Origin of the sequence: Mycobacterium bourgelatii (assembly GCF_010723575.1) — a bacterium.
Classification (GTDB): Bacteria; Actinomycetota; Actinomycetes; order Mycobacteriales; family Mycobacteriaceae; genus Mycobacterium; species Mycobacterium bourgelatii.
The window spans coordinates 917,397-942,001 of sequence record NZ_BLKZ01000001.1 but is presented as its reverse complement, the minus strand read 5'-3'; the positions used below and the strand labels follow the sequence as shown (position 1 = coordinate 942,001).

The following is a 24,605-nucleotide window of genomic DNA, read 5'->3' as shown; positions in this document are numbered from 1 at the left end:
CCGCTACCTGCGTTGGCAGTGCAGCGCGCTGTCCAGCTTGCGACGCGCCACGTCGAGCAGCGTGCCTAGGCTTTCCGGCTCGATGTGGAGGTACTCGCAGATCACCGCCTCCGCGACGCCGGCATCGTGCAGGCGAATGGCGAGTGAATGCGCTTCAGGTAAACGGCGCAGTGCGGCCTCGTAGTCCTCGTCCTGTGTCATGACCTTCCCGCCGCGAAGCTGTCGTCTCGGTCGCTAGTGACGATGCCGCACGGCGCACGGCGCTGCCCCGTACCGCGCTACCTGATTTTCGAATGCTCTCGACGCCTGACTACTTGCTTTCCGAGTAGGTAGTCGTCGGCGGGTGTGGGTCGAAATCCAAGTAGTGCCGTACGGGGTTGGCCTGCCCGCTATGGCGTTAGTTTTGCCGATCGGGGGCTGTAGGGGTCGGGAAGGGCGTCATGTCGTTCGTAGTGGCTGTGCCGGGTGTGTTCGCTTCTGCTGCTACGGATCTGGCCAGTATCGGTGCAACACTCAGCCAAGCGCAGTATGCGGCGGCGGCGTCCATTGTCGGGCTGGCCCCGGCGGCCGCCGACGAGGTTTCAGTGGCGATCGCGGCGCTTTTTTCGTCTCAAGGTAACCAGTTTCAGACGCTGAGTACGCAGGCCGCAGCGTTTCACACCGAGTTCGTGCAGGCGCTCACTCGTGCCGGTAGCGCATACGCGGCCGCGGAGACGGACGCGGCGCAGCTGATTCTGGGCGTGATCAACGCTCCGACAATGGCGCTGTTGGGCCGTCCGCTGATCGGCAATGGCGCCGACGGGGCCGCGGGTACCGGCTCGAACGGCGGCGCGGGCGGACTGTTGTGGGGCAACGGTGGAGCCGGTGGATCCGGCGGCCCTGGCGTTGCCGGGGGTGCCGGTGGCGCGGCGGGTCTGATCGGCTCGGGCGGCCTGGGCGGCGCCGGAGGCGCGGGCGCTGCGGGAGGCGCCGGCGGCAGCGGCGGCTTGTTGTTCGGCCATGGCGGGCACGGGGGCGCCGGCGGGGCTGGGGGTGGGACTGCCGGCGGAATTGGCGGCGCGGGAGGCCGCGCCTGGTTGTTCGGTGACGGCGGCACCGGTGGGACCGGCGGTGCCGGAGTGCTCGGCGGCAGCGGCGGGCAGGGCGGTCACGCCGGGATGATCGGCACCGGTGGATCGGGCGGTGCCGGCGGAGCAGGCACCACGGGAGCCGCCGGCTTCACGTTTGACGCGGAGGGAATTTCAGGCACCAACGGCGGACTGGGAGGCACCGGCGGTCAAGGTGGCGCCGGCGGTTACGGCGGGTTGCTGTTCGGCAATGGCGGCGCCGGCGGCGGTGGCGGAGTCGGCGGATCCGGTGGGAACGGTGGGAACGGCTCGGCCGGAGTGACCACCGGTGTCGCGGGCGGACACGGCGCCAACGGTGGGGCCGGCGGAAACGGCGGGGCCGGTGGCCAGGGCGGCCTGGGTGGCATGTTCGGGGGTGTTCAGGGTGTCGGCGGGGCCGGCGGAGCCGGCGGGACCGGCGGGGCCCCCGGCAACGGCGGCGACGGGGCGCATTCGGCGATTTCCGGCGCCGCTGGTGCCGACGGCGGCAACGGCGGTAATCCCGGCGTCGGCGGGATCGGCGGAGCCGGCGCGCCCGGCCGGATCAACGGAGCCGACGGCGCGGCCGGAAGCACAGCTACCAGCGGCGGCAACGGAGGCAACGGCGGCGACGGCGGCCACGGCTTTTTGTTCACCGGCCAGAATGGCGGGGCCGGCGGTAACGGAGGCAACGGCGGCCTGGTCGGCGACGGCGGCAAGGGCGGCAGGGGCGGCTTCGGCGCCCATGGCGCTCCCGCGGCGGCGGGGCCTGGCCAGGACGGCGGATCTGGCGGCCACGGCGGTCACGGCGGCGCAGGGGGCATGGGCGGTGCCCAAGCCGGCAACGGTGGGGACGGCGGGGCGGGCGGCAACGGCGGCTTCGGCCAAGACGGCACCGTTGGTGCCGACGGCGCCAAGGGCGCCCTCGGCGGCTTTGCAGGCGACGACGGAATGGACGGCGGCGGGGGCGGCAACGGCGGCAACGGCGGCAACGGCGGCGCCGGCGGTGCTGCACCGAACGGTCAGGCCGGCAAACTGGGCGCCGGCGGTGCCGGCGGAAACGGCGGCGCCAACGCCCACGGCGGTAACGGCGGCGACGGCGGTGACGCGATCCAGGGCACCGGCGGAAAAGGCGGCAACGGCGGCAACGCCGGCGCGAAAGGATTTGGCGGAGCAGGTGGGTCGGGATCCACTCCCATCGTCAACGGGCAGAACGGCGGCATTAAAGACAGCACGGGCGCGTTCGCCGGTTCCGGCGGTCATGGCGGCAATGGCGGCACCGGCGGCGGCGGACTCAGCTTCGGTAACACCCTCATCCCGGGCGGCAACGGCGGTGACGGCGGTAACGGCGGTTCGCACGGCAACGGCGGCAACGGCGGCAACGGCGGTAACGGCGTCAACGGCGTCAACGGCGACCCCCTGCTGGGGCCCAACACCCCCGCCGGAGCCACCGGAGCAACCGGTGGTGACGGTGGCCAGGGCGGCAATGGCGGTAAAGGCGGTAACGCCGGATTCATGGCCGGCAACGGTGGCCGTGGCGGCAATGGCGGGACCGGCGGCACGGGCGGCACCGGCGCAACCGGCGGAACCGGCATCGACGGCAGCTTGCTTCCCTTCGGCGACGGCGGTCAGGGCGGCGACGGCGGCAAAGGTGGCGTCGGCGGTAAGGGCGGTGACGGCGGCACCGGCGGCCTGTCCTGGAATGGCATTAGCGCCGATGTCGGGGACAGCGGAAAGGGCGGCACCGGCGGCACCGGCGGCAAAGCCGGCAACGGCGGGAACGGCGCCCAAGGCACCTGGAGTGTCAACAACGGGACCGGTGGCAGCGGCGGCGACGGCGGTGACCCAGGCCAGGGCGGCGCCGGCGGCCAGGGCGGCAGCGGCAAGGGCAGCGGCACCACCGATGGCCTCGCGGGTAACGCCGGTAGCAGCGGCGGCAACGGCGGCACGGGCGGCAAGGGCGCCAACGCAGTCGACATCGCCGGCACCGGCGGCGACGGCGGCAAAGGCGGCAACGGCGGAGTCGTCGGCAACGGCGGCACCGGGGGCCAAGGCGGCACCGGCGGGATCGGCGCCTCAAACCCGAGCACGCCCGGCGCAACCGGTGGCCAAGGCGGCATCGGCGGCAAAGGTGGGGCCGGCGGCAGCGGTGGCACTATCTCCGGCGACGGCGGCACCGGCGGCGCCGGCGGCTCTGGTGGAATCGGGGGCGAGGGCAGCACCGGCGTCAAGGGCGGCACCGGCGGCAACGGCCTCACCGGCGGACTCGGCGGCGACGGCGGCACCGGCGGCCAAGGGGGCGCCGGCGGTACCGCGAAAGGTGCCGGTGTCGATGGCAAGCAAGGCGCCGGGGGCGCGGGAGGCGCGGGCGGCAAAGGCGGCACGGGTGGCGACGGCGGGACCGGCGCGCACGGCGCCAACTCGATTATTGATTCGGAGCGAAACGGTGGCGACGGCGGCAGAGGCGGCGACGGCGGTGCGGGCGGCAGTGGCGGCCAGGGGGGCCAGGGTTCCAGCCAAGGGGCAAAGGGCGCGGCAGGCCAGCAGGGCAACGGAGGCGATGGTGGTTTCGGCGGCAATGGCGGCGTCTGGGTCCACGGCGGCCACGGCGGCAAAGGTGGCGCCGGTGGCATCGGCTCCAATGGGGGTGACGGCGGCAACGGAGGAAGTGGCGGAGCCGGCGCCGCCGGCGGCGAAGCCGGAAATGGCGGCATGGGCGGCGACGGCGGTTGGGGTGTCACCGGCGTCGGCGGCAACGGTGGCGATGGCGGTATCGGCGGCGACGGCTCCACCATCCCACTCCTCGCCAATGGCACCGACGGTGGCCTCGGCGGCAAAGGCGGCGAAGGCGGCATTGGCTTCGTCAGTGGCGGCACCGGCGGCAATGGCGGCAACGGGGGCGATGGCGGCAACGGGACGCTGGCGCCCGGCGGTGGATCGAGCGGCCCGGGCGGCAACGGCGGCAAAGGCGGCGACGGCGGCCAGGGCGGTTCGCGGCTTGTGAATGTGATCATCGCTGTGGGCCAGCCGGGCGGCCTCGGCAGCCTCGGCACGGGGCCCACCGGCGCCGGCTCTGTTATCGGCGGCGACGGGGGGGCCGGCGGGGCCGGTGGAGCCGGTGCCGGCACCTTCTGAAGTTAGAACGTAAGCCCGGAGTACATCACCCGGTTGGGGTCGAACTGCTGCCGAATAGCGCTGAGCCGAGCTAGGTTTGAGCCGAAGTAACGTACCGCCTGGGTGTTGGGCTCCAGGTAATTCACGTAGCCGCCCACCGAAAACGGTTGCACCACTTGGTGTGCCGTCACCCACTGATTGGCGGTGCCCACTTGCGCGGCATTGGGCGTCTCGGCGTACCACTGCACGACGGCGGCCTGCCGGCGCCAGGAAAACGCCGAAGCGCCCGGATCAACGTCGGCGACGGCGCCGCTGAGCGTATCGATGATCGCCGCCGCGCGACCCGACGCGGGCGGCCACTTGCCGATGGCGGCCACAATCGCTTGTGCCGCACCAGAACTCAACGTGTCGATGACGTCGGATCCGGCGACGAATCCGCGCGGCGAGCTCGTCGCGCTGCCACCGGCCAGATACCGCACCAGCTCCATGTGAGCGAACGACTTGATCTCGGTGCCGCTGGGTTGGATGCCCACCGACGACTTGATCGCCTCAGTCGTCGCGGCGCCGGAACCGGAAGGGCACGTCGCCAATACATGACAATTGCCTCCTGATGCCCCCTGACCCTGGCCTACCGACAGATCGACCAGACCCCACGTGTTGCGATCCGCCGCCGCGAGCCACTTCTGCCAGCCGATCAGCACCTCGGCCGCCGTTGCCGGCGGGAAATCGACCCGAACCACATCGGCCCCGGCAGCGGGAAACGTCGCAAACGTCATCGACGTCGTCACCCCGAAGTTCCCTCCCCCACCACCACGCAGCGCCCAGAACAGGTCCGGGTGGTCGTCCGCGGATGCGGTCACCGTCTCCCCGCTGGGCAGCACCACGGTCGCCGATCGCAGCGCGTCGCACGTCAATCCGGCGTGGCGGGAATCGGCACCCAGCCCGCCGCCGAAGGCTAATCCGCCGACCCCGACGGTGGGGCAACTGCCGGTGGGAATCGCGCGACCTACGCCGGCCAGCGCTTCATGCACGGCATACAGGTGCGTTGCGGCGGGCACCGTGACAGTGTTCGTGGCGCTGTCGAATTTCACCCCACCGGGCAGACCACGCAGGTCGAGGACCATCGCGCCGGTGGCGGTCGAGGCGCCGGTGTAGGAGTGCCCGCCGCCCCGGGGTGCGATCTTCAGCTTGTTGGCCACCGCGAAGGCGACTGCCTTCTCGACGTCGGACTGGGACGTGACGGTGACGACGGCCGCCGGGTTGGAACCGTCGTACAGCGAGTTGAAAACCTGCTTGGCCGAGGTGAACGCGCCGCCGTTGGCGGGCAGCACGACCTTGCCACCGATCGAAGAAGCCAGGCCCGCCCAGTCGATCCCCGGGTCTGCCGCCGCCCGCCCCGAATTGGCCAACGCCCCGGCAGCCAGCGCCCCGACGGCGCCTCGTAGGAACTCTTGGCGTGAGATCTCCCGGCCCATGGTCCGCATTGTTCACTGTCAGCACCACCAAAATGCTTGTGCCGCAACGTGTCGCATCCCAGCGTGACGCGATCGTGTCGTTGCGGAGCACCGCTAATAGCCGAAGAGCTAGCCGGAGGACCATAAGAAAACGCAGAGAAGGCAAACCTTTATGGCGTCGTGTTCTAAATGAGACCGCCATGCCGGAGGGTTCTCAACATGAAACTTTGGCGCAATCAGCCCTTGACCATTCGTCTGCTGACGGCGTCCGCCGGAGTATTGGCCGCCAGCGCGGTATTTGCGGCGGCACCGGCGGAAGCCAGCCCGGTAGACGACGCATTCATCAATGCGCTGAACAACGCCGGAATCAACTACGGCGACGCGCTCAATGCGGAAGCGCTGGGCCAGTCCGTCTGCCCGATCCTGTCCCAGCCGGGTGGTTCGTTCAACAAGGCCGCGTCAACGGTCGTCGCCAGGCAAAGCGGCATGAACCAGGGCATGGCTGAAATGTTCACCAGCATCGCGATTGCGTCCTACTGCCCGCAGGTGATGGCCAACGTCGCGAACGGCAGCCTGCCGGACAGTCTGCAGCAAATTCCCGGAGTGGGACAGATACCCGGCCTGGCGGACCTCCCCGGACTGCCCGGCTTCTAGCAGCGCTAGCGCGTACCTAAGGGATCGATGGTCGAGGCGATGTAAACCATCGTGGCCGCGACCGTCGCCATCGTCGCAAAGTCCGTTCCGCGGTGCCGCACCACCAGCAGACCCGCCCGATCCTCCGAAAGCACCAAACGTAGCGCGGCCGCGACACCCACGCCGATTCCGATAAGCAGTGCCCCCCGGCGCCAGAAGTTGGCCCCTACCAGCACAAACGCCACAGTGAAGATCAACCCAACCAGCAGGATTGGCCATTGCGCACGCAGGGCGCGCGCGAGGATGGCCCGAACCGTCATGGCTTTGCGGCCTGCTCGGCCAACTCGACGACGTTGGTCAGCAGGAACGCCCGGGTGAGGGGTCCCACCCCGCCGGGGTTGGGCGACACGTGTCCGGCGACGTCCCAGACGTCCGGGTGCACGTCACCGGTGAGCTTGCCGTCCACCCGGCTGACACCGACGTCGACGACCGCGGCGCCCGGACGCACCATGTCCGCCGTCACCAGATGCGGCACCCCGACGCCAGCCACAATGATGTCGGCCTGCCTGGTCAGCTCGGGCAGATTGCGAGTTCCGGTGTGGCACAACGTCACTGTGGCGTTCTCGGAACGGCGGGTGAGCAACAGCCCCAACGGCCGGCCCACCGTCACACCACGTCCGATGACGACGACGTGCGCCCCCGCGATCGGAACGTCGTAACGCCGCAGCAGGTGCACGATGCCCCGCGGCGTGCAGGGCAGCGGTGCCGGTGTGTTGAGCACCAGCCGGCCCAGGTTGGTCGGGTGCAGACCGTCGGCGTCCTTGGCCGGGCTGACGCGTTCCAGCGCCGCGTTCTCGTCGAGATGCTTGGGCAGCGGCAGCTGCACGATGTAGCCGGTGCAGTCCGAGTTGGCGTTGAGCTCGTCGATCGTCTCGTCGAGCGTGGCCGGGGAGATGTCTGCGGGCAGGTCGCGACGGATCGAGTTGATGCCCACCTTCGCGCAGTCGGCGTGCTTGCCGCGGACGTACGCCTGGGAACCAGGATCGTCACCGACCAGAATCGTGCCCAGCCCGGGCGTGCGGCCCGCTGCAGTTAGCGCCTCGACCCGTTGCTTCAGGTCGACGAAGATCTCCTCACGGGTGGCCTTGCCGTCCAGCGTGATTGCGCCCACGACAGACAGTCTGGCATGGCGGGCTTGGGGCCGCCGCGCCGACATTGCCGTCGGGGCCCGAGGACGCGAGCGTTAGCACCGCCCTAGCGGCGATCTCGGCGCACCGCGCCATTAGGCTCAGCGGCATGGTTCCTGAGACAGCCCCTCAGGCGGCTCCAGACGTTTTCAGCCCCGCCAAGCTGGGGCCACTGACGCTGCGCAACCGCATCATCAAGGCCGCGACCTTCGAGGCCCGCACACCCGACGCGCTGGTGACGGACGACCTGATCGAATACCACCGACAGCCGGCGGCCGGCGGGGCCGCCATGACGACGGTCGCGTATTGCGCGGTCGCCCCCGGCGGCCGGACCAGCGGCGAGCAGATCTGGATGCGGCCGGAGGCGGTGCCTGGCCTACGTCGCCTCACCGACACGATCCACGCCGAGGGTGCGTTGGTGAGCGCGCAGATCGGCCACGCCGGGCCCGTGGCCGACGCCCGATCCAACAAGGCCACCGCGCTGGCGCCGGTGCGGTTCTTCAACCCGATCGCGATGCGGTTCGCCAAGAAGGCCAGCCGTGACGACATCGATGACGTACTCGCCGATCACGCCAAAGCGGCCCGGTTTGCCGTCGAAGCCGGCTTCGACGCCGTGGAAATCCACCTCGGTCACAACTACCTGGCCAGCTCGTTTCTCAGCCCGCTGATCAACCGCCGCACCGATGAGTTCGGCGGGTCGCTGGCGAACCGGGCCAAGGTCGCGCGTGGATTGGTGCTGGCCGTGCGCCGCGCAGTGGACCAAGGCCCGCGCCGGATCGCGGTGACGGCCAAGCTCAACATGGCCGACGGCGTGCGCGGCGGCATCAGCATCGAGGAGGCGCTGACCACCGCCAAGTGGCTGGAAGAAGACGGCGGCCTGGACGCGCTCGAGCTGACCGCGGGCAGTTCGCTGGTCAACCCGATGTACCTGTTCCGCGGGGACGCTCCGGTCAAGGATTTCGCCGGCGCCTTCAAGCCGCCCATTCGGTGGGGGATTCGGATGACGGGCAAGAAATTCCTCCGCGAGTACCCCTACCGCGAGGCTTACCTGCTGCGCGACGCGAAGCTGTTCCGCGCCGAGTTGTCGATGCCGCTGATTCTGCTGGGTGGCATCACCAACCGGGAGACCATGGACCTGGCGATGGCGGAAGGGTTCGAGTTCGTCGCGATGGCACGGGCGCTGCTGGCCGAGCCTGACCTGATCAACCGGATCAAAGCTGAGGGCGCCGCCGTGAAATCCGCTTGTATTCACTGCAATCGGTGCATGCCCACGATCTACAGCCGCACGCACTGTGTGGTCACCGGAGCTCCGGACTAGCCGCCGGCCCTGCTGCGCCGCGGCGGCGCGGCGCGGCGTGCCCCTTCGCCGAACGTAAGGCCTTCGGCCCCAACATCGCCCGACGAGGTACATATCCCCCACACCCGCGACGCAGCGGCGACGCAGCGGCGCCGCAGCGGCGCCCACCACTTCGCCGAACGTAAGGCCTTCGGCCCCAACATCGCCCGACGAGGTACATATCCCCCACACCCGCGACGCAGCGGCGACGCAGCGGCGCCGCAGCGGCGCCCACCACTTCGCCGAACGTAAGGCCTTCGGCCCCAATATCGCCCGACGAGGTACATATCCCCCACACTCGCGATGCCGAGGCGCGGCGGCAATGCGCAAAGGCGACGCAGCGGCACCGCCGCGGCGGCCACCATCGCTACGGCCCGACGCCCTTGAAAATCAGGCCGGAGAGGTGCTCGCCAACATTCATGAAGCCGGAGGTGAAGGCCGCGGTGACCAGGTCCAGCGTGGTGGTGTTGATCAGACCCGACATGCCGGCGCCGCGGTTCAGCAATCCAGACAGCTGAGTGCCGAAGTTGTAGAAGCCCGACGCCCATCCGTTCGAGGCCTCCGACATCGCGTTGTACCAGCCGGACAGGCTGGCCCCGTCGTTGAAGAAGCCCGAATTGCCGCCACCGCCGCTGTTGAAGAAGCCCGACGACGGCGTCGTGGACGAGTTCCAGAAACCCGGGCTCCCGCCGGTGCCGAAGACGGGCACATCGATCGGGCCGATGGTGCTGGTGGCGTGCAATTCGATCAGAATGCGGTCGATGACGGCCGTCGGGATGTCGAAGAACGGCGTGCCATCGGTCAACGCGAGGCCCAGCGGCAATCGCGGCAGGCCACCTGCAGGGATGTCGAACCCAGGGATGGTCAGCGACAACGGCAGGCCGATATGGATGGGATCGACGGGAATGGTGAATCCCGGAATGTGGAACGTTGTGGCGCCCAAGACGATTGGTCCAACGGTGAAAGCCTTCAACACCGATACCCCGCCGCCCGGGTCGAAGTCGGAACCGACGGAGAACGGAACGTAGCTGGCCTTGACCTGGAAGCCCGAGCTGCTCCCGGATCTCAGGTTGAGATCCGAGATGGCGGCTTCCAAGTTCACGCCCGGAACGGTGAAGCTGAAGGGCGCGACGGTGATCGTGCCGACGTCAAAGGTCGGGTTGAGGCTCAGGTGGATGGACGGGACGGGAATCGACGGAATGTTCACCGGACCGATGTCGCCAATCGCGGTGAATCCCAGTGGGATTGCCGGGATGTGGATCGGCGGGATCACGGTGATGGGCCCGACACCGGCGTGGACATCGGCACCGAGCGCGGAGAACAACGGGACGGTGTATCCGTAGGCGAACCCGTTCAGCCCCTGGAAGTTCCCCCGCCACAGGAAGCCGTTGCTGTAGTTGCCGGTGATATAGGCGCCGGTGTCGACGTTGCCGGCGTTGGCGAAACCGGTGTTGGAGTTACCGGTGTTGACCCAACCGGTGTTGATGCTGCCCGGGTTGAAGCCGCCGGTGTTGTAGCTGCCTGCGTTTGCGGTGCCGGTGTTGGCGTGTCCGACGTTCGCCAGACCGGTGTTGAAGTTGCCCACGTTGAACAACCCGGTGCTGGCCATGCCGGAGTTGCCGATGCCGGTGTTGTAGCTGCCGGAGTTGAACAACCCGAAGTTTCCGGTCCCGGTGTTGAAGAACCCGATGTTGCCGGTGCCGGAGTTGAACAGCCCGATGTTGCCCTCACCGGAATTGAAGCCGCCGAATCCAGTCAGGTTGTCGCCGACCAGGCCAATGCCGAAGTTGTTGTTGCCGGTATTGGCGAAGCCGATGTTGCCGACGCCCAGGTTCGCCAGGCCGAAGTTGCCGGCGCCCGCGTTGCCGAACCCGACGTTGCCGCCCAGCACCGCGCCCAGAGCTGCGTTGCCGAACCCGACGTTGAGGTCACCGACATTGCCGAACCCGAAGTTGCGGCTGCCCAGGTTCCCGAGGCCCAGGTTCAGATCGCCGACGTTGCCCGCGCCCAGGTTGAGGTTTCCGACGTTGCCAAGTCCGATGTTGCCGTTGCCGACGTCGGCAAGTCCGAGGTTGACGATGGTGATCGGGTTCTGGCCGGCGTTGGCCGCCAACAGCCCCGACAGGTGGTCGCCGAAGTTGCCGATGCCAGAGACCAGCGCCGACGTGTCCAGCGGCAGGGTGCTGGTGTTGTAGAACCCGGACAGACCGCTGCCCACGTTGAGCATGCCGGAGAACAGCGAGCCCACGTTGGCGACGCCGGACCCCGCCCCCGCCATGGCGGTGTGCGCCTGGTTCCACAAGCCCGAAACGTTCGAGCCGAAGTTGCCGAAGCCCGATCCCCCACCTTCGCCGAGGTTGAAGAACCCCGACGAGGGCAGCGTCGTCGTGTTGCCGATACCCGGTGTCGGGGGCACGTTGACGAACGGGATGTTGCCGCCGATGAAGTACAGGGAGCCGTCGGCGCTCGCCGGGATCTGCGGGAACGTGATCGCTGGGATGTCGACGCCTCCGGCGAAGGCGGAGATTTTCAGATTCAGCAGCGAGGCCGCCGAGAAGTGCAGACCGCCCGGGAAGATGGTGATTGCGTCGAGGGTGCCCGGCACGTGGAAGCCCAACGGAATCTGGCCGATGTGCAACGCCGGCGTGTCGAAACCCTGGTCGGTGGCCAGCTTGAACACGGCGTGCAGGGGTCCGCTGGTGCTGAGATTCGGGATGCCCGAGGTGATATTGCCCGACGGAAAGACATTGCCGAAGCTGTAGCTCTGCCCCACTGCGTAGAAAGTCGGACCGATGAGACCGCTTGACGTCCAGAACAGGAACGGCTCGATCTGTGTCGTAGACCCGATCGTCACCGCCTGATTGAGGATTGCTGTAAACGCGGTGATGGATGGAATGTGCACGGACGGGATCTCGACGGGCCCGAAACCGACGCTGCCCAGAACGTTCGGGTGCAGGGCGGGGATGTCGATCTGCGGAATGGTGAACGCGCCCATCGCGACATTGCCGCCAAAGTGCATATGCACCGTCGGTATCGGGATGGGCGGAATGATGACGGGCCCGAAGGCGGCGTTTCCGTGCAGCTCCAGGATTTCGATCCTGGGCGCCGGGTAGTTGTAGGAGGCGCTGAACAGTCCCTCGTAGTTGCCCCGCCAGAGGATGCCGTTGCTGTAGCTGCCGGACATGAATGCCCCGGTGTCGACGTTGCCCGAGTTGGCGATGCCGGTGTTGGAGTGGCCGGTGTTGAACCATCCGGTGTTGATGTTGCCGGGGTTGAAGTCGCCGGAGTTCGTGTCGCCGGCGTTGAAGCTGCCGGTGTTGTAGTGACCGGTGTTGGCCAGCCCGGTGTTGAAGTTGCCGGCGTTGAAGAACCCGGAGCTGGCGATACCGGAGTTGCCGATGCCGGTGTTGTAGCTGCCTGAGTTGAACAGCCCCCAGTTGCCGGTGCCGGAGTTGAAGAATCCGACATTGCCGGTGCCGGAGTTGAACAACCCGATATTGCCTTCTCCGGAGTTCAATCCGCCGATACCAAACTGGTTGTCGCCCTTGAGCCCGATACCGACGTTGTTGTTGCCGGAGTTGCCTAGACCGATGTTGCCCAGGCCCAGGTTGCCGAATCCGAAGTTGTTGTCGCCCGCGTTGGCAAACCCGATGTTGCCGCCGCCGACATTGGCCAAGCCGATGTTGACGTCGCCGAAGTTGCCGAAGCCGAGGTTCTGCCCGCCGACGTTGGCCGCGCCCAGGTTGAAGTTCCCGACGTTGCCGAAGCCGAGGTTGAAGTTGCCGACGTCGGCCAACCCGATGTTGGCGACCAGCGCTTGGTTCACGCCGTTGCCCGCGGCCAGCAGACCCGACAGCCGCTCGCCGAAGTTGCCGATACCCGACACCAACGCCTGCGTGCCTAGCGGCAGCACGCTGGTGTTGTAGAACCCTGACAGGCCCGAGCCGACGTTGAGCAGGCCCGACTGCAACGAGCCGAAGTTGGCAACGCCCGAGGTCCCGCCCACCAACGCGGAGTAGGCCTGGTTCCAGCCACCCGACAAGCCCGCGCCAAAGTTTCCGATGCCCGAGACTCCACCGGCGCCGCTGTTGAAGAAGCCCGACGACGGGGAGCTGGTCATGTTCCCAAAACCCGGCGCCGGCGGAATGCTGATGATCGGGACGCTGCTGTCCGGCACCGTGATGTTGAGTGCGACGGTCAGCGGCAGCGGGTCGATGGTCAAGCCGCCCGGGAAAATGGTGATCGGATCGAGCCTGCCGAACGCCTCGATATTCAGCGGGATCGCGTCCTGCGGAATCGACAGGCCACCGGGGAAGAGCGTGAATGCCGGCAGACCGCCGGTGATATCGATACGTAGCGGTACGGGCGACGTCTGGATCGTCGGAATCGTCATGCTCGGGAAGTGCAGTTCGAGACTGCCCGTGCTGCCGAAGGTGGGGCCGGAATGGATGAGGATGCCCTGCGTCGGCGGGGTGACGAAGCCAAGACCATCGAAACCCGTTGAATTGGTCGCGCCGACGATCCAGGTATCCCCGAGCGCCTCAACAATGAGCAGCGGCAGCCGGAAGGGCGGCGGAGCGGGCGCGGCCGGGGTGTCGAGCGAAATCGTGTACGTCTGGCCGCCGATCTGCATGCTGGGCAGGAAGACGATCGGCGGGATCTCGATGACCTCGTGAATGTCGAGGTCTAATGCGGGAACGTGGATTTCGGGAATGTTGAACGGGCCGATATTGATCAGTTCGCTGATGTCGAACAGCGACATTCCGGGGATGTCGATCTGCGGGATGGTGACCGGCCCGAAGTTGAACGCCTCGTTGAGGTCCAGGACCGTGCTGCCGGATATTTCGATGCGGTATTCGAAGTGCAGCAGGCCGTGGTACTCGCCCGTCCACAACATCCCGTTGTTGAAGTTGCCGGAATTGAAGGCGCCGGTGTTGACATTGCCCGTGTTGAACAGGCCGGTGTTGGTGTGCCCGGTGTTGAACCACCCGCTGTTGATGTTGCCGGCGTTGAAGTCGCCGCTGTTGGTGTTGCCGGCGTTGAAGCTGCCCGTGTTGTAGTGACCCGCATTGGCCAGCCCGCTGTTGAAATTCCCGGCGTTGAAGAAGCCGGTACTGGCGATTCCTGAGTTACCGATTCCGGTGTTGTAGCTACCGGAGTTGAACAACCCCCAGTTCCCGTTGCCGGTGTTGAAGAAGCCGATGTTGTTGGTGCCGGAGTTGAACAGGCCGAGGTTGCCCTGCCCGGAGTTCAGGCCGCCGAAGCCCGACTGGTTGTCGCCGGTGAGCCCGATGCCGACGTTGTTGTTGCCGGTGTTGGCGAAGCCGATGTTGCCCACGCCCAGGTTGGCGAAGCCGAAGTTGTTGCTGCCGGCATTGCCGAAGCCGATGTTGCCAAGACCGGCCAAACCCGTGGCGAGACCGGAATTGCCGAACCCGATATTGCTGTCGCCGAGGTTGCCCAAGCCGAAGTTGCCGTCGCCGATGTTGCCGAAGCCCAGGTTCTGCAGGCCGATGTTGCCGCCGCCGAGGTTCAGGTTTCCGACGTTGCCCGCGCCGAAGTTGTAGTCGCCGATGTTGCCGAAGCCGAAGTTGTAGGCGCCGATGTTTCCCAGGTCGAGGAAGTTGAGGACGCGCATGTGTCGCAACTCGGCGAGGGCCAAGTCGATCAGGTTTGGCTCGCCAGACCCTGAATCCTGAGGGTGGGTCAACATCGCGAGCAATCCTTGGTACGACATCCCGGAGACGTTGTGCCCGAGGTTGCTGATGCCGGAGATGAACGCCGAAGTGTCTCTGCCGACCGTGCTCACGTTGAACCAGCCGGAGATGTCGACGCCGGAGTTCAACATGCCGGACGCCAGGCTGCCGGCGTTGCCGAAACCGGACAGTCCGCCCTTCATCGCCTCGTACCCGAAATTGAAGATGCCCGAAATGCCCGCGCCGGCGTTCTGAATGCCCGATCCGCCGCCAACACCGGCGTTGAAGAAGCCCGACGACACGAGTTCGGTCGTGTTTCCGAAACCCGGAACCTTCGGAACGTCGATTATTGAAATATCGAAGGGTCCGACATTGGCGATGATGTCGAAGTCCAGCGGAATTGCGGGGATCGTCATCCCCGGGATGGTGACCGCCGGGATATCCAAGGAGAAATCGATGGGCAACGAACCGGCCATCGACAGTCCCTCGACAATCGACGCCGGGATGTCAATGGGCGGAATGTCGATCGGTATGAACTCACTAAAGGCGATCGCATCCAGTGTGATGGGCTCGATCTGCTCCGACAACGGAAAGAAAAAGCCCAATGCGGTCGCCGAATGGAACGGTATCGGGACGTTGATCCGCAGCGAAATCTTGGGATCGGGGAAGATATTCGGATCAATGTCGTGCAGGAAGGGCAAGGTCAGCACCACATTGAACGGATTGAGCTGCAGGTCCGAAATCGTGAGCGGGCCGAACCGGAAGCCTCCTTGGAGGTCCACTGCTGACATCAGCGTGGTGGCTGGGGCTTGGAAGCCGACGTTGGCGCCGCCGGTGATGCCAATGTGGATCGCCGGGATCGGGATGTCGGGCACGGTGAACCCGTAGTTCGCGCCACCGGAGATGCCTAGGTGCAGTGGCGGCAGCAGCTCGATGTCCGGGATGACGATCGGTCCGAATCCGCCGGTGGTGGTGATGTGGAGGGGGAACTCCTCGATCGTCATGCCGTAGTGCGCACCGACCAGGCCCTCGAAATTGCCGCGCCAGAACCAGCCGTTGCTGGCATTGCCCGTCATGAAGATGCCGGTGTTCAGGGTGCCCGAGTTGAACATCCCGGTGTTGGAGTGGCCGGTGTTGAACCAACCGGTGTTGATGTTGCCGGGGTTGAAATCGCCGGTGTTGGTGTTCCCCGCGTTAAAGCTGCCGCTGTTGTAGTGCCCGGGGTTGAACAAACCGGTGTTGAAATTGCCGGCGTTGAACAACCCGGTACTTGCCGTGCCGGAATTACCGATACCGGTGTTGTAGCTGCCGGAGTTGAACAGCCCCCAGTTCCCGTTGCCCGTGTTGAACAATCCGACGTTGTTGGTGCCGGAATTGAACAGCCCGAAGTTGCCGGCTCCCGAGTTCAGCCCGCCGATACCCGACTGGTTGTCACCGGTGAGGCCGATGCCGAAGTTGTTGTTGCCCGTGTTGCCGAACCCGATGTTGCCCACACCCAGGTTGGCGAAGCCCACGTTGTTGCTGCCGGCATTGCCGAACCCGATATTGGCGATGCCGGCCAAGCCCGCCGACAGACCCGAATTGCCGAACCCGAAATTGCTGTCGCCGATATTGGCGAATCCGAAGTTGCCGTTGCCGATATTGCCGAATCCCAGGTTCTGCCAGCCGACGTTGGCCGCACCCAGGTTGAAATCCCCGACGTTGCCGAGACCGAGGTTGAAGACACCCAGATCGGCCAACCCGAGGTTGGTGATGCTGCTTCCGGGATTCAGTGCGGTACCGGCAGCCAGTAGCCCGGACAGCTGCTGACCGACGTTGCCGGCGCCGGAGAGCACCGCCGATGTGCCGGCCGCGAGGGTGCTGGCGTTGTACACACCCGAGACCCCCGAACCGAAGTTCAGCAAACCCGAGTGCAGAGAGCCGAAGTTGCCGACGCCCGACCCCGCGCCCGCCAACATGTCGTGCGCCTGGTTCCACCAACCCGACACGCCGGCGCCGAAGTTCCCGAAGCCCGATCCCCCGCCGGCGCCGCTGTTGAAGAAGCCGGACGACGGGGTGGTCGTCGTGTTCCCGAAACCCGGGACCGCCGGGATGTTGATGACCGACATCCGGATCTCGCCGACCATGGCATGGCCGTCGACGATGGCCGGGACGGTGTTGATGGTGAAACCGTTGGGCAGCAGGGTGAACGCGTCGAGTCCGCCCGACAGGTTGGAGACCCCCGCGAAGGCCTTGGGGAACGTGAGACCGCCCGGGAAGATCGTGAACGCGTCGTTGCCGCCGGACAGGGCAAGGGTTACCGGAACCTGATCGGGGATGTTCCAGCCGTTCGGGAGGAGCGTCACCACCGTGGACTGCACCGAGAGCATCAGCGGGATCGGGTCCCCGATGTTGAACCCGCTGAGTCTGGGTCCGGTGATCGACAGGTCGGACAAGTAGAAGCCGATGACCGGGGGGTTTGGATTGCCGAAATGGTCGATGCTGATGAACGGGTTGTTGAACTGGAAGGAACCGACCAGGAGACCGACCCCAGCACTGATCGGGTTCAGGGCGGTGATCGGCGCGATGGTGTTGGCCGCAAGGTTTACGGATCCCAGGACGTCGATCGGGATCTTCGGAATGTGGATTTCGGGAATGGTGAACGGCCCCAAGCCGACTGCCGCGTTGGTGATCGAGAAGTGCAGCGCCGGAATCGGAACGGGATCTATGTGAAGCGGGCCGACACCGGCGATGGCGTGCATGGTCACCGGGAAGCGGTCGGCCGTGACCGCGTAGTACGCGCCGACCAGGCCTTCGTAGTTGCCACGCCACAGGATGCCGTTGCTGTAGTTGCCCGTGATGAAGGCGCCGGTGTCGAAGTTGCCCGAGTTCGCGATACCGGTGTTCGAATTGCCGGTGTTCAACCACCCGGTGTTGATGCTGCCCGGGTTGAAATCGCCGGTGTTGTAGCTGCCGATGTTGAAGCTGCCACTGTTGTAGTGGCCGGGATTGGCCAGTCCGGTGTTGAAACTGCCGACGTTGAACAACCCGGTATTGGCCATACCGGCGTTACCGACGCCGGTGTTGTAATCACCCGAGTTGAAGAATCCGAAATTCCCGCTGCCCGAGTTGAAGAACCCGATGTTGTTGTCGCCCGAGTTGAACAACCCGATGTTGCCTTGGCCGGCATTGAGGCCGGAACCAAGCCCAGCGGCCAGCCCGCCGATACCGGTCTGGTTGTCACCAACGAGGCCGATACCGAAGTTGTTGTTGCCCTGGTTGGCGAATCCGAGGTTGCCGTTGCCGATATTGCCGAACCCGATGTTGCCGTCACCGACATTGCCGAAACCGAGATTCTGCATGCCCAGGTTGGCGGCACCCAGGTTGAGGTCTCCGAGATTGCCGAGTCCGACGTTGTATTTGCCCACGTCCGCCAAGCCGATGTTGGCGACCAACTGTTGGTTGAGCCCATCGCCCGACGACAACAGTCCCGCCACCCGCTCGCCGATGTTGCCGAATCCCGAGACCAATGCGGGCGCCCCGACGGCGGCGGTGTTGTAGAGACCCGATACGCCCGAGCCGAAATTCAGGAACCCAGACTGCAACGAGCCGAAGTTGGCCAGCCCGGAGCTGGTCCCGGCCACCGCGGCGTTCGCCTGGTTCCACCAGCCCGAGACGCCCTGGCCGAAGTTCCCGAAGCCCGAGACGCCCCCTTCGCCGCTGTTGAAGAAGCCCGAGGACGGGTTGGTGGTGGTGTTCCCGTAGCCCGGCGTTGCCGGGATATGCAGCCCATGGATCGGGATGGGACCGATGTTGAATTTGATCCCGATATTGATGGGCAGGACGTCGATAGTGATGGGCGGTGTTCTGAAGCCGTCAATTTGGCCGTCGATGTCGATGGTGAGCGGCAGCGGTTCGATCGGGAGGCTGAAGCCCGGAATGGTGAAGCCCGGGGTACCGATCGACGCGCGGGCAAGCAGCGACAGCGGATTGTTGGGAATGCTGATCCCATTCGGGAAGAGCGTGATAGCGGGCGTATTCCAGTCGATTCGCAACGAAGTCTGCGAAATGCGAGTGTCGATCGTGATGGGCCCGAATTGGGTCACCGCGCCTTGCGGATCGACGATTTGGATCTCGGAAATGTTCACCACGCCGAGGGCGAACAAGGGGCCGATCGGGAATTCGGTGTTGAAATGCTGCGCCTGGAACAGGGTGATGGGCGAGATGGTGATCGGGCCGATGTCGATGGGTATCCCGGTGCCTCCGCCGAACGCGGGAATAACTATGTCGGGAACATGCAGCGGACCCAGATTGAAGGTGTGGTGGATGTTCAGCGGGATGGTGGGAAGGATCTGGATGGGCAGCAGGGTGATGGGACCGACCGCGCCGAACAAACCGATATTGACCGGAATCAACGGTATGGAGGATCCGGCGTCGAACCCGATCAGGCCCTGGTAATCACCCGCCCACAAGAACCCGTTGCTGTAGTTGCCCCTGATGAAGAAGCCGGTGTTGACATTGCCGGAGTTGCCGATGCCGGTGTTTATGTGGCCGGTGTTGAACCAGCCGGTGTTGACGTTGCCGGTATTGAACCAGCCGGTGTTCGCATTGCCGGAATTGAACAAACCGGTGTTGTAGTCACCGGAAATGTCGATGCCGGTGCTGAAGTTGCCGGAGACGAAGATGCCGGTGCTGGCGTGCCCCGTGTTGCCGAATCCGGTGTTGTAGCTGTTGCCCGCGTTGAACAAGCCAACGTTTCCGGTGCCCGAGTTGAACAGCCCGATGTTTCCGGTGCCCGAGTTGAACAACCCGATGTTGCCGGTCCCCGAGTTAAGGCCCCCGAAGCCCGTCTGGTTGTCGCCCGTGAGCCCGAACCCGACATTGTTGTTGCCGGTATTGCCAAATCCGATGTTGCCCAGGCCCATATTCCCGAAGCCAAGGTTGCTGGCACCGGTATTGCCGAACCCGATGTTCCCGCCGCTGAACGACCCCAGCGCGGCGTTGCCCCAACCCAGGTTCAAGTCGCCAATGTTGGCAAAACCGAAGTTCCAATTGCCGATGTTGGCCTTGCCCACGTTTCCGGTGCCGATGTTGGACACCCCGAAGTTCAGCAGGCCGATATTGCCGCCACCGACGTTGTAGTTGCCGACGTTGGCCAATCCAGCATTGAGAACGAGTTGCTTCGGGACGGCCGCCAATTCGTCCATCGCCGCGTTGGCGTGGCCCACCAGCGCCGACAGGATGGCCCCTACCTCTTCGAACGCCGGCAACGCCGACACCGCAGCCGACGCACCGGCGTGATAGGCCGCCATCGCGGCCACGTCCTGGGCCCACATCAGCTCGTAGGCGGCCTCGGTTGCCGCGATCGCCGGCGTGTTCTGCCCGAGAATGTTCGACAACGCCAATGACGCCAACTCGAAACGGTTGGTCGCCACCACAACGGGATTCACCGTCGCGGTCAACGCGGCTTCGAAGACTTCGGCCACCACCCGGGCCTGTCCCGCCGCCGCCTCGGCGGCCGCCGCCACCGCACCCAACCACCCGGTATACGGCGCGGCCGCGGCCGCCATCGCCGTCGACGCCGGCCCCTGCCAGGCTCCGGTGGCCAACTCCGACGTGACGCGACCGAACGACGCGGCCGCTGAACTTAATTCAGCCGCCAACCCGTCCCATGCCGCGGCCGTCCTCAACATGGGCCCCGAACCCGCGCCGCCGTACATCAAGAGGGAATTGATTTCCGGGGGCAATATTTGAAAACTCATCACCCACCTCCGCAGAACGCACTGGCCATGCTCTCATTACCCAGGCCATTCCGCTCGAGGAATGGGAAACTCTTAAGTAAGAGCTCATTGCATATATAAGCGGCCTCGGTGGCCGCGATCGCCGGAGTGTTCTGTCCGAAGATGTTCGATACCGCAAGCGACACCGGCTCCCGCCCGGTCGGCCTGGATCGCGGGATTCACCACCGCCGCCAGGGCTGTCTCGAAACGCTTACCGCTGCCCGCGCCAAAGGCGGATCTCAGGGCAGCGTAAACGCGAGTGATGTCTGCATACTTTCCCCTTTGGACAGTGGCGACCCCTAGGGCAATTTGTCCACGCATTTGCGCCGGACCTATGCAAAGTGCACAGCTCCGCCGACCGAAATGGCGTTGGCGCCACTTCCACGACCGTTGACCCTGCGCTGAGGGCGGAGATTCGTCGCAATGCGCCGCCCGGAACGCAGACTCAACGCCTAAGCGCAGACTCCACACAGACACCGGGCCGCGGTTGATGCAGTTGGTGCGCAATATAGACAAAGCTAGAGTTGTGGCGATGTCCTCACCCGCGCCACCAACGCTCACCGTTCGGTACGACGGATCGGAGCGCACGTTCGCAGCGGGCCACGATGTAGTCGTAGGACGCGACCTTCGCGCCGACTTGCGAATCACCCATCCGCTGATCTCTCGCGCTCATCTGCTGCTGCGCTTCGATCAGGGCCGCTGGCTGGCGATCGACAACAATTCGCTGAACGGGACGTACGTCAACGGGCGCCGAGTGCCCGTGGTCGACATCCACGACGGCCAAGCCGTCAACATCGGAAATCCAGACGGTCCGCTGTTGATCTTCGAGGTCGGACGACACGTCGGCCTGGCCGGACGTCCGCCCCAGACCAATTCGATGCCGATCATCAACACCGAAGCGAGCTGGGACCAGGTTGCACCGGTGGGTCCGCCAGGGCCGCCAGGGCCGCCCGGTCCGCCGTCGGCCCGCGGTTCGAACTGGGGTCCCCCACCACCTGCGCGTCCCCAGCCGGGCGGACCGCCCCCTCCAAGCGGTGCGCCGCCGATGTATCCCGGCGGCGGGGCCCCCCGGGGACCCGTTCAGCCCGCGCCCGCCACATCTGCGGCGACCAACTTTCCGCCACGTCCGGCTCCGCCCCGCGCGGCACCGCGACGCATTCCTCCGCAATCTTCCCCGCCGCAGTCGTCGAACCTGGCCACGAAGATGTTCCAGGCCCTGCGCACCCGGACGGGCTCCCACGAGAGGCCCGTCAACGCCAACGCCGTCACCATCGGCCGATCGACCGACAACGACATCGTCATTCAGGACGTCCTGGCGTCGCGTCACCACGCGTCGTTGACGATGTCGCCGCTGGGTGCGGAGATTCGCGACGAGCAGAGCGTGAACGGGACCTTCGTCAACGGCGTCCGGGTCGGATCGGCCATCCTCACCGAGGGCGACGTGGTCACCATCGGCAACGTCGACCTGGTCTACACCCGCGGCACCCTGGTCCGTCGCACCGAAGCGGCCACCCGTACGGGCGGGTTGGAGGTCAACTCGGTCACGTTCACGGTCGAGGGCGGCAAGCAGCTGCTCGACCACATCTCGCTGACCGCCCGTCCCGGGACGCTGACCGCCATCATCGGCGGGTCCGGCGCCGGCAAGTCCACGCTGTCCCGGCTGATCGCCGGCTACACCAGCCCCACCACGGGCAATGTCACCTTCGAGGGCCACGACATTCACGCCGAATACGCGTCGTTGCGCAGCCGGGTCGGCATGGTCCCCCAGGACGACGTGGTGCACCGGCAGCTGACCGTCAACCAAGCGCTCGGCTATGCCGCCGAACTCCGGTTGCCGCCGGACACCAGCAAAGCCGACCGGGCGCAGGTGGTGGCTCAGGTGCTCGAAGAGCTCGAGTTGACCAAGCACGCCGACACCCGGGTGGACAAACTCTCCGGCGGTCAGCGCAAGCGCGCCTCGGTGGCGCTCGAGCTGCTCACCGGCCCGTCGCTGCTGATCCTGGACGAACCGACCTCCGGTCTGGACCCCGCGTTGGACCGCCAGGTGATGATGATGCTGCGCCAGCTTGCCGACGCGGGTCGTGTGGTGCTGGTGGTCACCCACTCGGTGTCCTACCTGGACGTGTGCGACCAGATCCTGCTGCTGGCCCCCGGCGGCAAGACGGCGTACCTGGGTCCGCCCGACGGAATCGGCGCGGCCATGGGCACCACCAACTGGGCCGACATCTTCACCAAGGTGGGCGCCGACCCCGACGAGGCGAACCGCCGGTTCCTGGCCCAGCGAGAACAGCCGAGGGGTCCGGCCCCCTCCAGTCCGGCTGCCGACCTTGGCGAACCGGTCCATACCAGCGGACTCCACCAGTTCTCGACTGTGGCCCGCCGCCAGGTGCGTCTGGTCATCTCGGACCGTGGCTACACCGTGTTCCTGGCTTTGCTGCCGTTCCTCATCGGTGTGCTGACGTTGACGGTCCGCGGCAAGACCGGTTTCGACATGGCCGATCCGAACAGCAGCGCCCCCAACCAGCCGGGACAGATCCTGGTCATGCTCAACGTCGGCGCGGTGTTCATGGGTACCGCGCTGACCATCCGAGATCTCGTCGGCGAGCGGCCCATCTTCCGACGCGAGCAGGCGGTCGGCTTGTCCACCGGCGCTTATATGGCCGCCAAGATCGTCGTTTTCTGCGCATTCGCGACCATGCAGGCTGCGGTCGCCACCATCATCGCCATCGTCGGGTGGGGGACGCCGATCGCCGATCCCGTGGTCTTACCGGACGTAAGTCTGGAGTTGTTCGTCACCGTCGCCGCGACCTGTGTGGCCTCGGCCGTCCTCGGTATGGCCCTGTCGGCGATCGCCAAGTCCCAGGACCAGATCATGCCGCTGCTGGTCACCGCCATCATGTCGCAGCTGGTGTTTTCCGGCGGCATGATCTGGGTGACCAACCGCACCGTGCTCGACCAGCTGTCGTGGGCGACGCCTGCCCGGTGGGGCTACGCGGCGGCGTCGTCCACCATCGACGTCCACCGCCTGACGCCGGGCCCGACCAGCCCCAAGGACCAGCACTGGGACCACAAGCCCAGCGCGTGGCTGTTCGACATGGCGATGCTCGCGGTGTTGTGCATCGTGTACAGCACCATCGTCTGGTGGAAGATCCGGCTGAAGCGTCGCTGACCTGGTGTACGCACAGGCGCCAGATCGGCGTCTTTGCGCCTTCTTGCCCGCCGGGCCCGGGCAGACTTGAGTAATGAGTCAGGGCCACCATCCGGTGCTGACGGTTCGCTCCGGTCAGGTTCAGCGAACCTTCGCGGCGGGCAGCGACGTCGTCGTCGGCAGTGACGTACACGCCGATGTGCGCGTCGCACACCCGCGCATCGCCCGCGCTCACCTGTTGCTGCGCTTCGAGCAGGATCGCTGGGTCGCGATCGACAACGCTTCTTCCAGTGGAGTTTTCGTCGACGGCAGTCAAGTGGGGTCGGTCGACATCAGCGACGGCCTGACGGTCAACCTGGGCCGGCCCGACGGACCACGGGTCGCCTTCGAGGTCGGTCACCACCGGGGCATCGTTGGCCTGTTGCCGCCGACGGACCCGACTCCGGTGACTCCGCCGTCGGACGATCCGCCGCCACAATCCCCCGACCGACCGCGCAAGCACCCGCCCCGACCGCGATTTCGGCCTCGGCCGCGACCGCACGATCCAGACACCACGGCCGCCGTTCCCCGCATACCCACCACCACTACTGCGCGTCCAACCGAAGCCCGTGCGCCAGCGCGAAGGCGAGTGCCTGCGGGACGTCGATGCGCGCTCCGGCCAGCTTGGCGCTGGTCCACAACGACGGGTCGGCCTTGGCGCCGCGCAGGTCGGCGTCGTCCAGTCGGGTGCCGGTAGTTCGTGCGCCACTGAGGTCGGCGCCGCGCAGCACGGCCTTGCGCAAGTCGGTCTCCACCAAGCTGGCCTCCCGCAGCCGGCACCCGGTCAGGTCGACGCCGCGCAGGTCATTGCCGCCGAGAACCGCCAGGGTGAAATCGACTTCTTCGAAGCTCACCGGCCGCAGCCGGCACTGCACGAACACCGAGCCCAGCATGCTGCACTGTGCAAACGTGCTGTGCCACAGCGTTGTTCGGCGGAACGTGCAGTTGCGGAACGCCGATCCGCGATGTTCGGATTCGGCCAGGTTGACACCGCTGAAATCGCATTCGTCGAACACCGCACGTTCGGTGCGCAGCCGGCTGAGGTCCCCGTCCTGGAGGTCCCGGAAATCCTGCCCGGTGAATTCGCGGTCGACCCAGTGCAACGAGCTCAGCTCAACTCCCCCTCTCTGGGTCGGCCGCGGCTCATGGCCCGG

General features: G+C 66.3%; 10 protein-coding genes and 1 pseudogene. 5 read left to right on the top strand and 6 right to left on the bottom strand.

Annotated elements, in window-relative coordinates; translation table 11 throughout:
• Window positions 1-3: 3 nt before the first annotated feature.
• Entirely contained in the window at window positions 4-201 is a 198-nt protein-coding gene (locus G6N68_RS04250; protein WP_163708287.1) for a hypothetical protein, read from the bottom strand.
• Window positions 202-440: 239 nt separating this feature from the next.
• Here G6N68_RS04250 and G6N68_RS31355 point away from each other — a divergent pair, with 239 nt between their 5' ends.
• Window positions 441-4,220, top strand: coding sequence for a PE family protein (locus G6N68_RS31355; protein ID WP_163708284.1), 3,780 nt, complete (start codon window positions 441-443; stop codon window positions 4,218-4,220).
• A 2-nt stretch (window positions 4,221-4,222) separates the two neighbouring features.
• Here G6N68_RS31355 and G6N68_RS04240 read toward each other — a convergent pair whose 3' ends face one another.
• On the bottom strand, window positions 4,223-5,674 hold the full coding sequence (locus G6N68_RS04240) for an FAD-binding oxidoreductase (RefSeq protein ID WP_205351239.1): 1,452 nt from the start codon (window positions 5,672-5,674) through the stop codon (window positions 4,223-4,225).
• Window positions 5,675-5,872: 198 nt separating this feature from the next.
• Here G6N68_RS04240 and G6N68_RS04235 point away from each other — a divergent pair, with 198 nt between their 5' ends.
• Window positions 5,873-6,307: a DUF732 domain-containing protein gene (locus tag G6N68_RS04235; RefSeq protein ID WP_163708279.1), complete on the top strand. Its 435-nt coding sequence runs from the start codon at window positions 5,873-5,875 to the stop codon at window positions 6,305-6,307.
• Between the two features lie 5 nt (window positions 6,308-6,312).
• Here G6N68_RS04235 and G6N68_RS04230 read toward each other — a convergent pair whose 3' ends face one another.
• Window positions 6,313-6,606, bottom strand: a complete 294-nt coding sequence (locus G6N68_RS04230) for a DUF3017 domain-containing protein (protein WP_163708276.1) — start codon at window positions 6,604-6,606, stop codon at window positions 6,313-6,315.
• Window positions 6,603-7,457: a bifunctional methylenetetrahydrofolate dehydrogenase/methenyltetrahydrofolate cyclohydrolase gene (locus G6N68_RS04225; protein WP_163708273.1), complete on the bottom strand. Its 855-nt coding sequence runs from the start codon at window positions 7,455-7,457 to the stop codon at window positions 6,603-6,605. The genes G6N68_RS04230 and G6N68_RS04225 overlap by 4 nt, the downstream gene beginning before the upstream one ends.
• 125 nt (window positions 7,458-7,582) lie before the next feature.
• Here G6N68_RS04225 and G6N68_RS04220 point away from each other — a divergent pair, with 125 nt between their 5' ends.
• Window positions 7,583-8,791 (top strand): NADH:flavin oxidoreductase, encoded by a 1,209-nt coding sequence (locus tag G6N68_RS04220; protein WP_163708270.1) that lies wholly within the window; start codon window positions 7,583-7,585, stop codon window positions 8,789-8,791.
• Between the two features lie 385 nt (window positions 8,792-9,176).
• On the opposite strand, the gene G6N68_RS04215 is transcribed toward G6N68_RS04220, so the two are convergent.
• Entirely contained in the window at window positions 9,177-20,246 is an 11,070-nt protein-coding gene (locus tag G6N68_RS04215; RefSeq protein ID WP_163708267.1) for a PPE family protein, read from the bottom strand.
• A 550-nt stretch (window positions 20,247-20,796) separates the two neighbouring features.
• On the opposite strand from G6N68_RS04215, the gene G6N68_RS04210 reads away from it, so the two are divergent.
• Window positions 20,797-23,433: an FHA domain-containing protein gene (locus G6N68_RS04210; protein ID WP_163708263.1), complete on the top strand. Its 2,637-nt coding sequence runs from the start codon at window positions 20,797-20,799 to the stop codon at window positions 23,431-23,433.
• 73 nt (window positions 23,434-23,506) lie between these two features.
• Window positions 23,507-23,761: pseudogene (locus G6N68_RS30510) on the top strand (FHA domain-containing protein); the annotation flags it as partial.
• Between the two features lie 235 nt (window positions 23,762-23,996).
• Here the strand turns inward: G6N68_RS30510 and G6N68_RS04200 are convergent.
• On the bottom strand, window positions 23,997-24,554 hold the full coding sequence (locus G6N68_RS04200) for a pentapeptide repeat-containing protein (protein ID WP_163708261.1): 558 nt from the start codon (window positions 24,552-24,554) through the stop codon (window positions 23,997-23,999).
• Window positions 24,555-24,605: the final 51 nt, after the last annotated feature.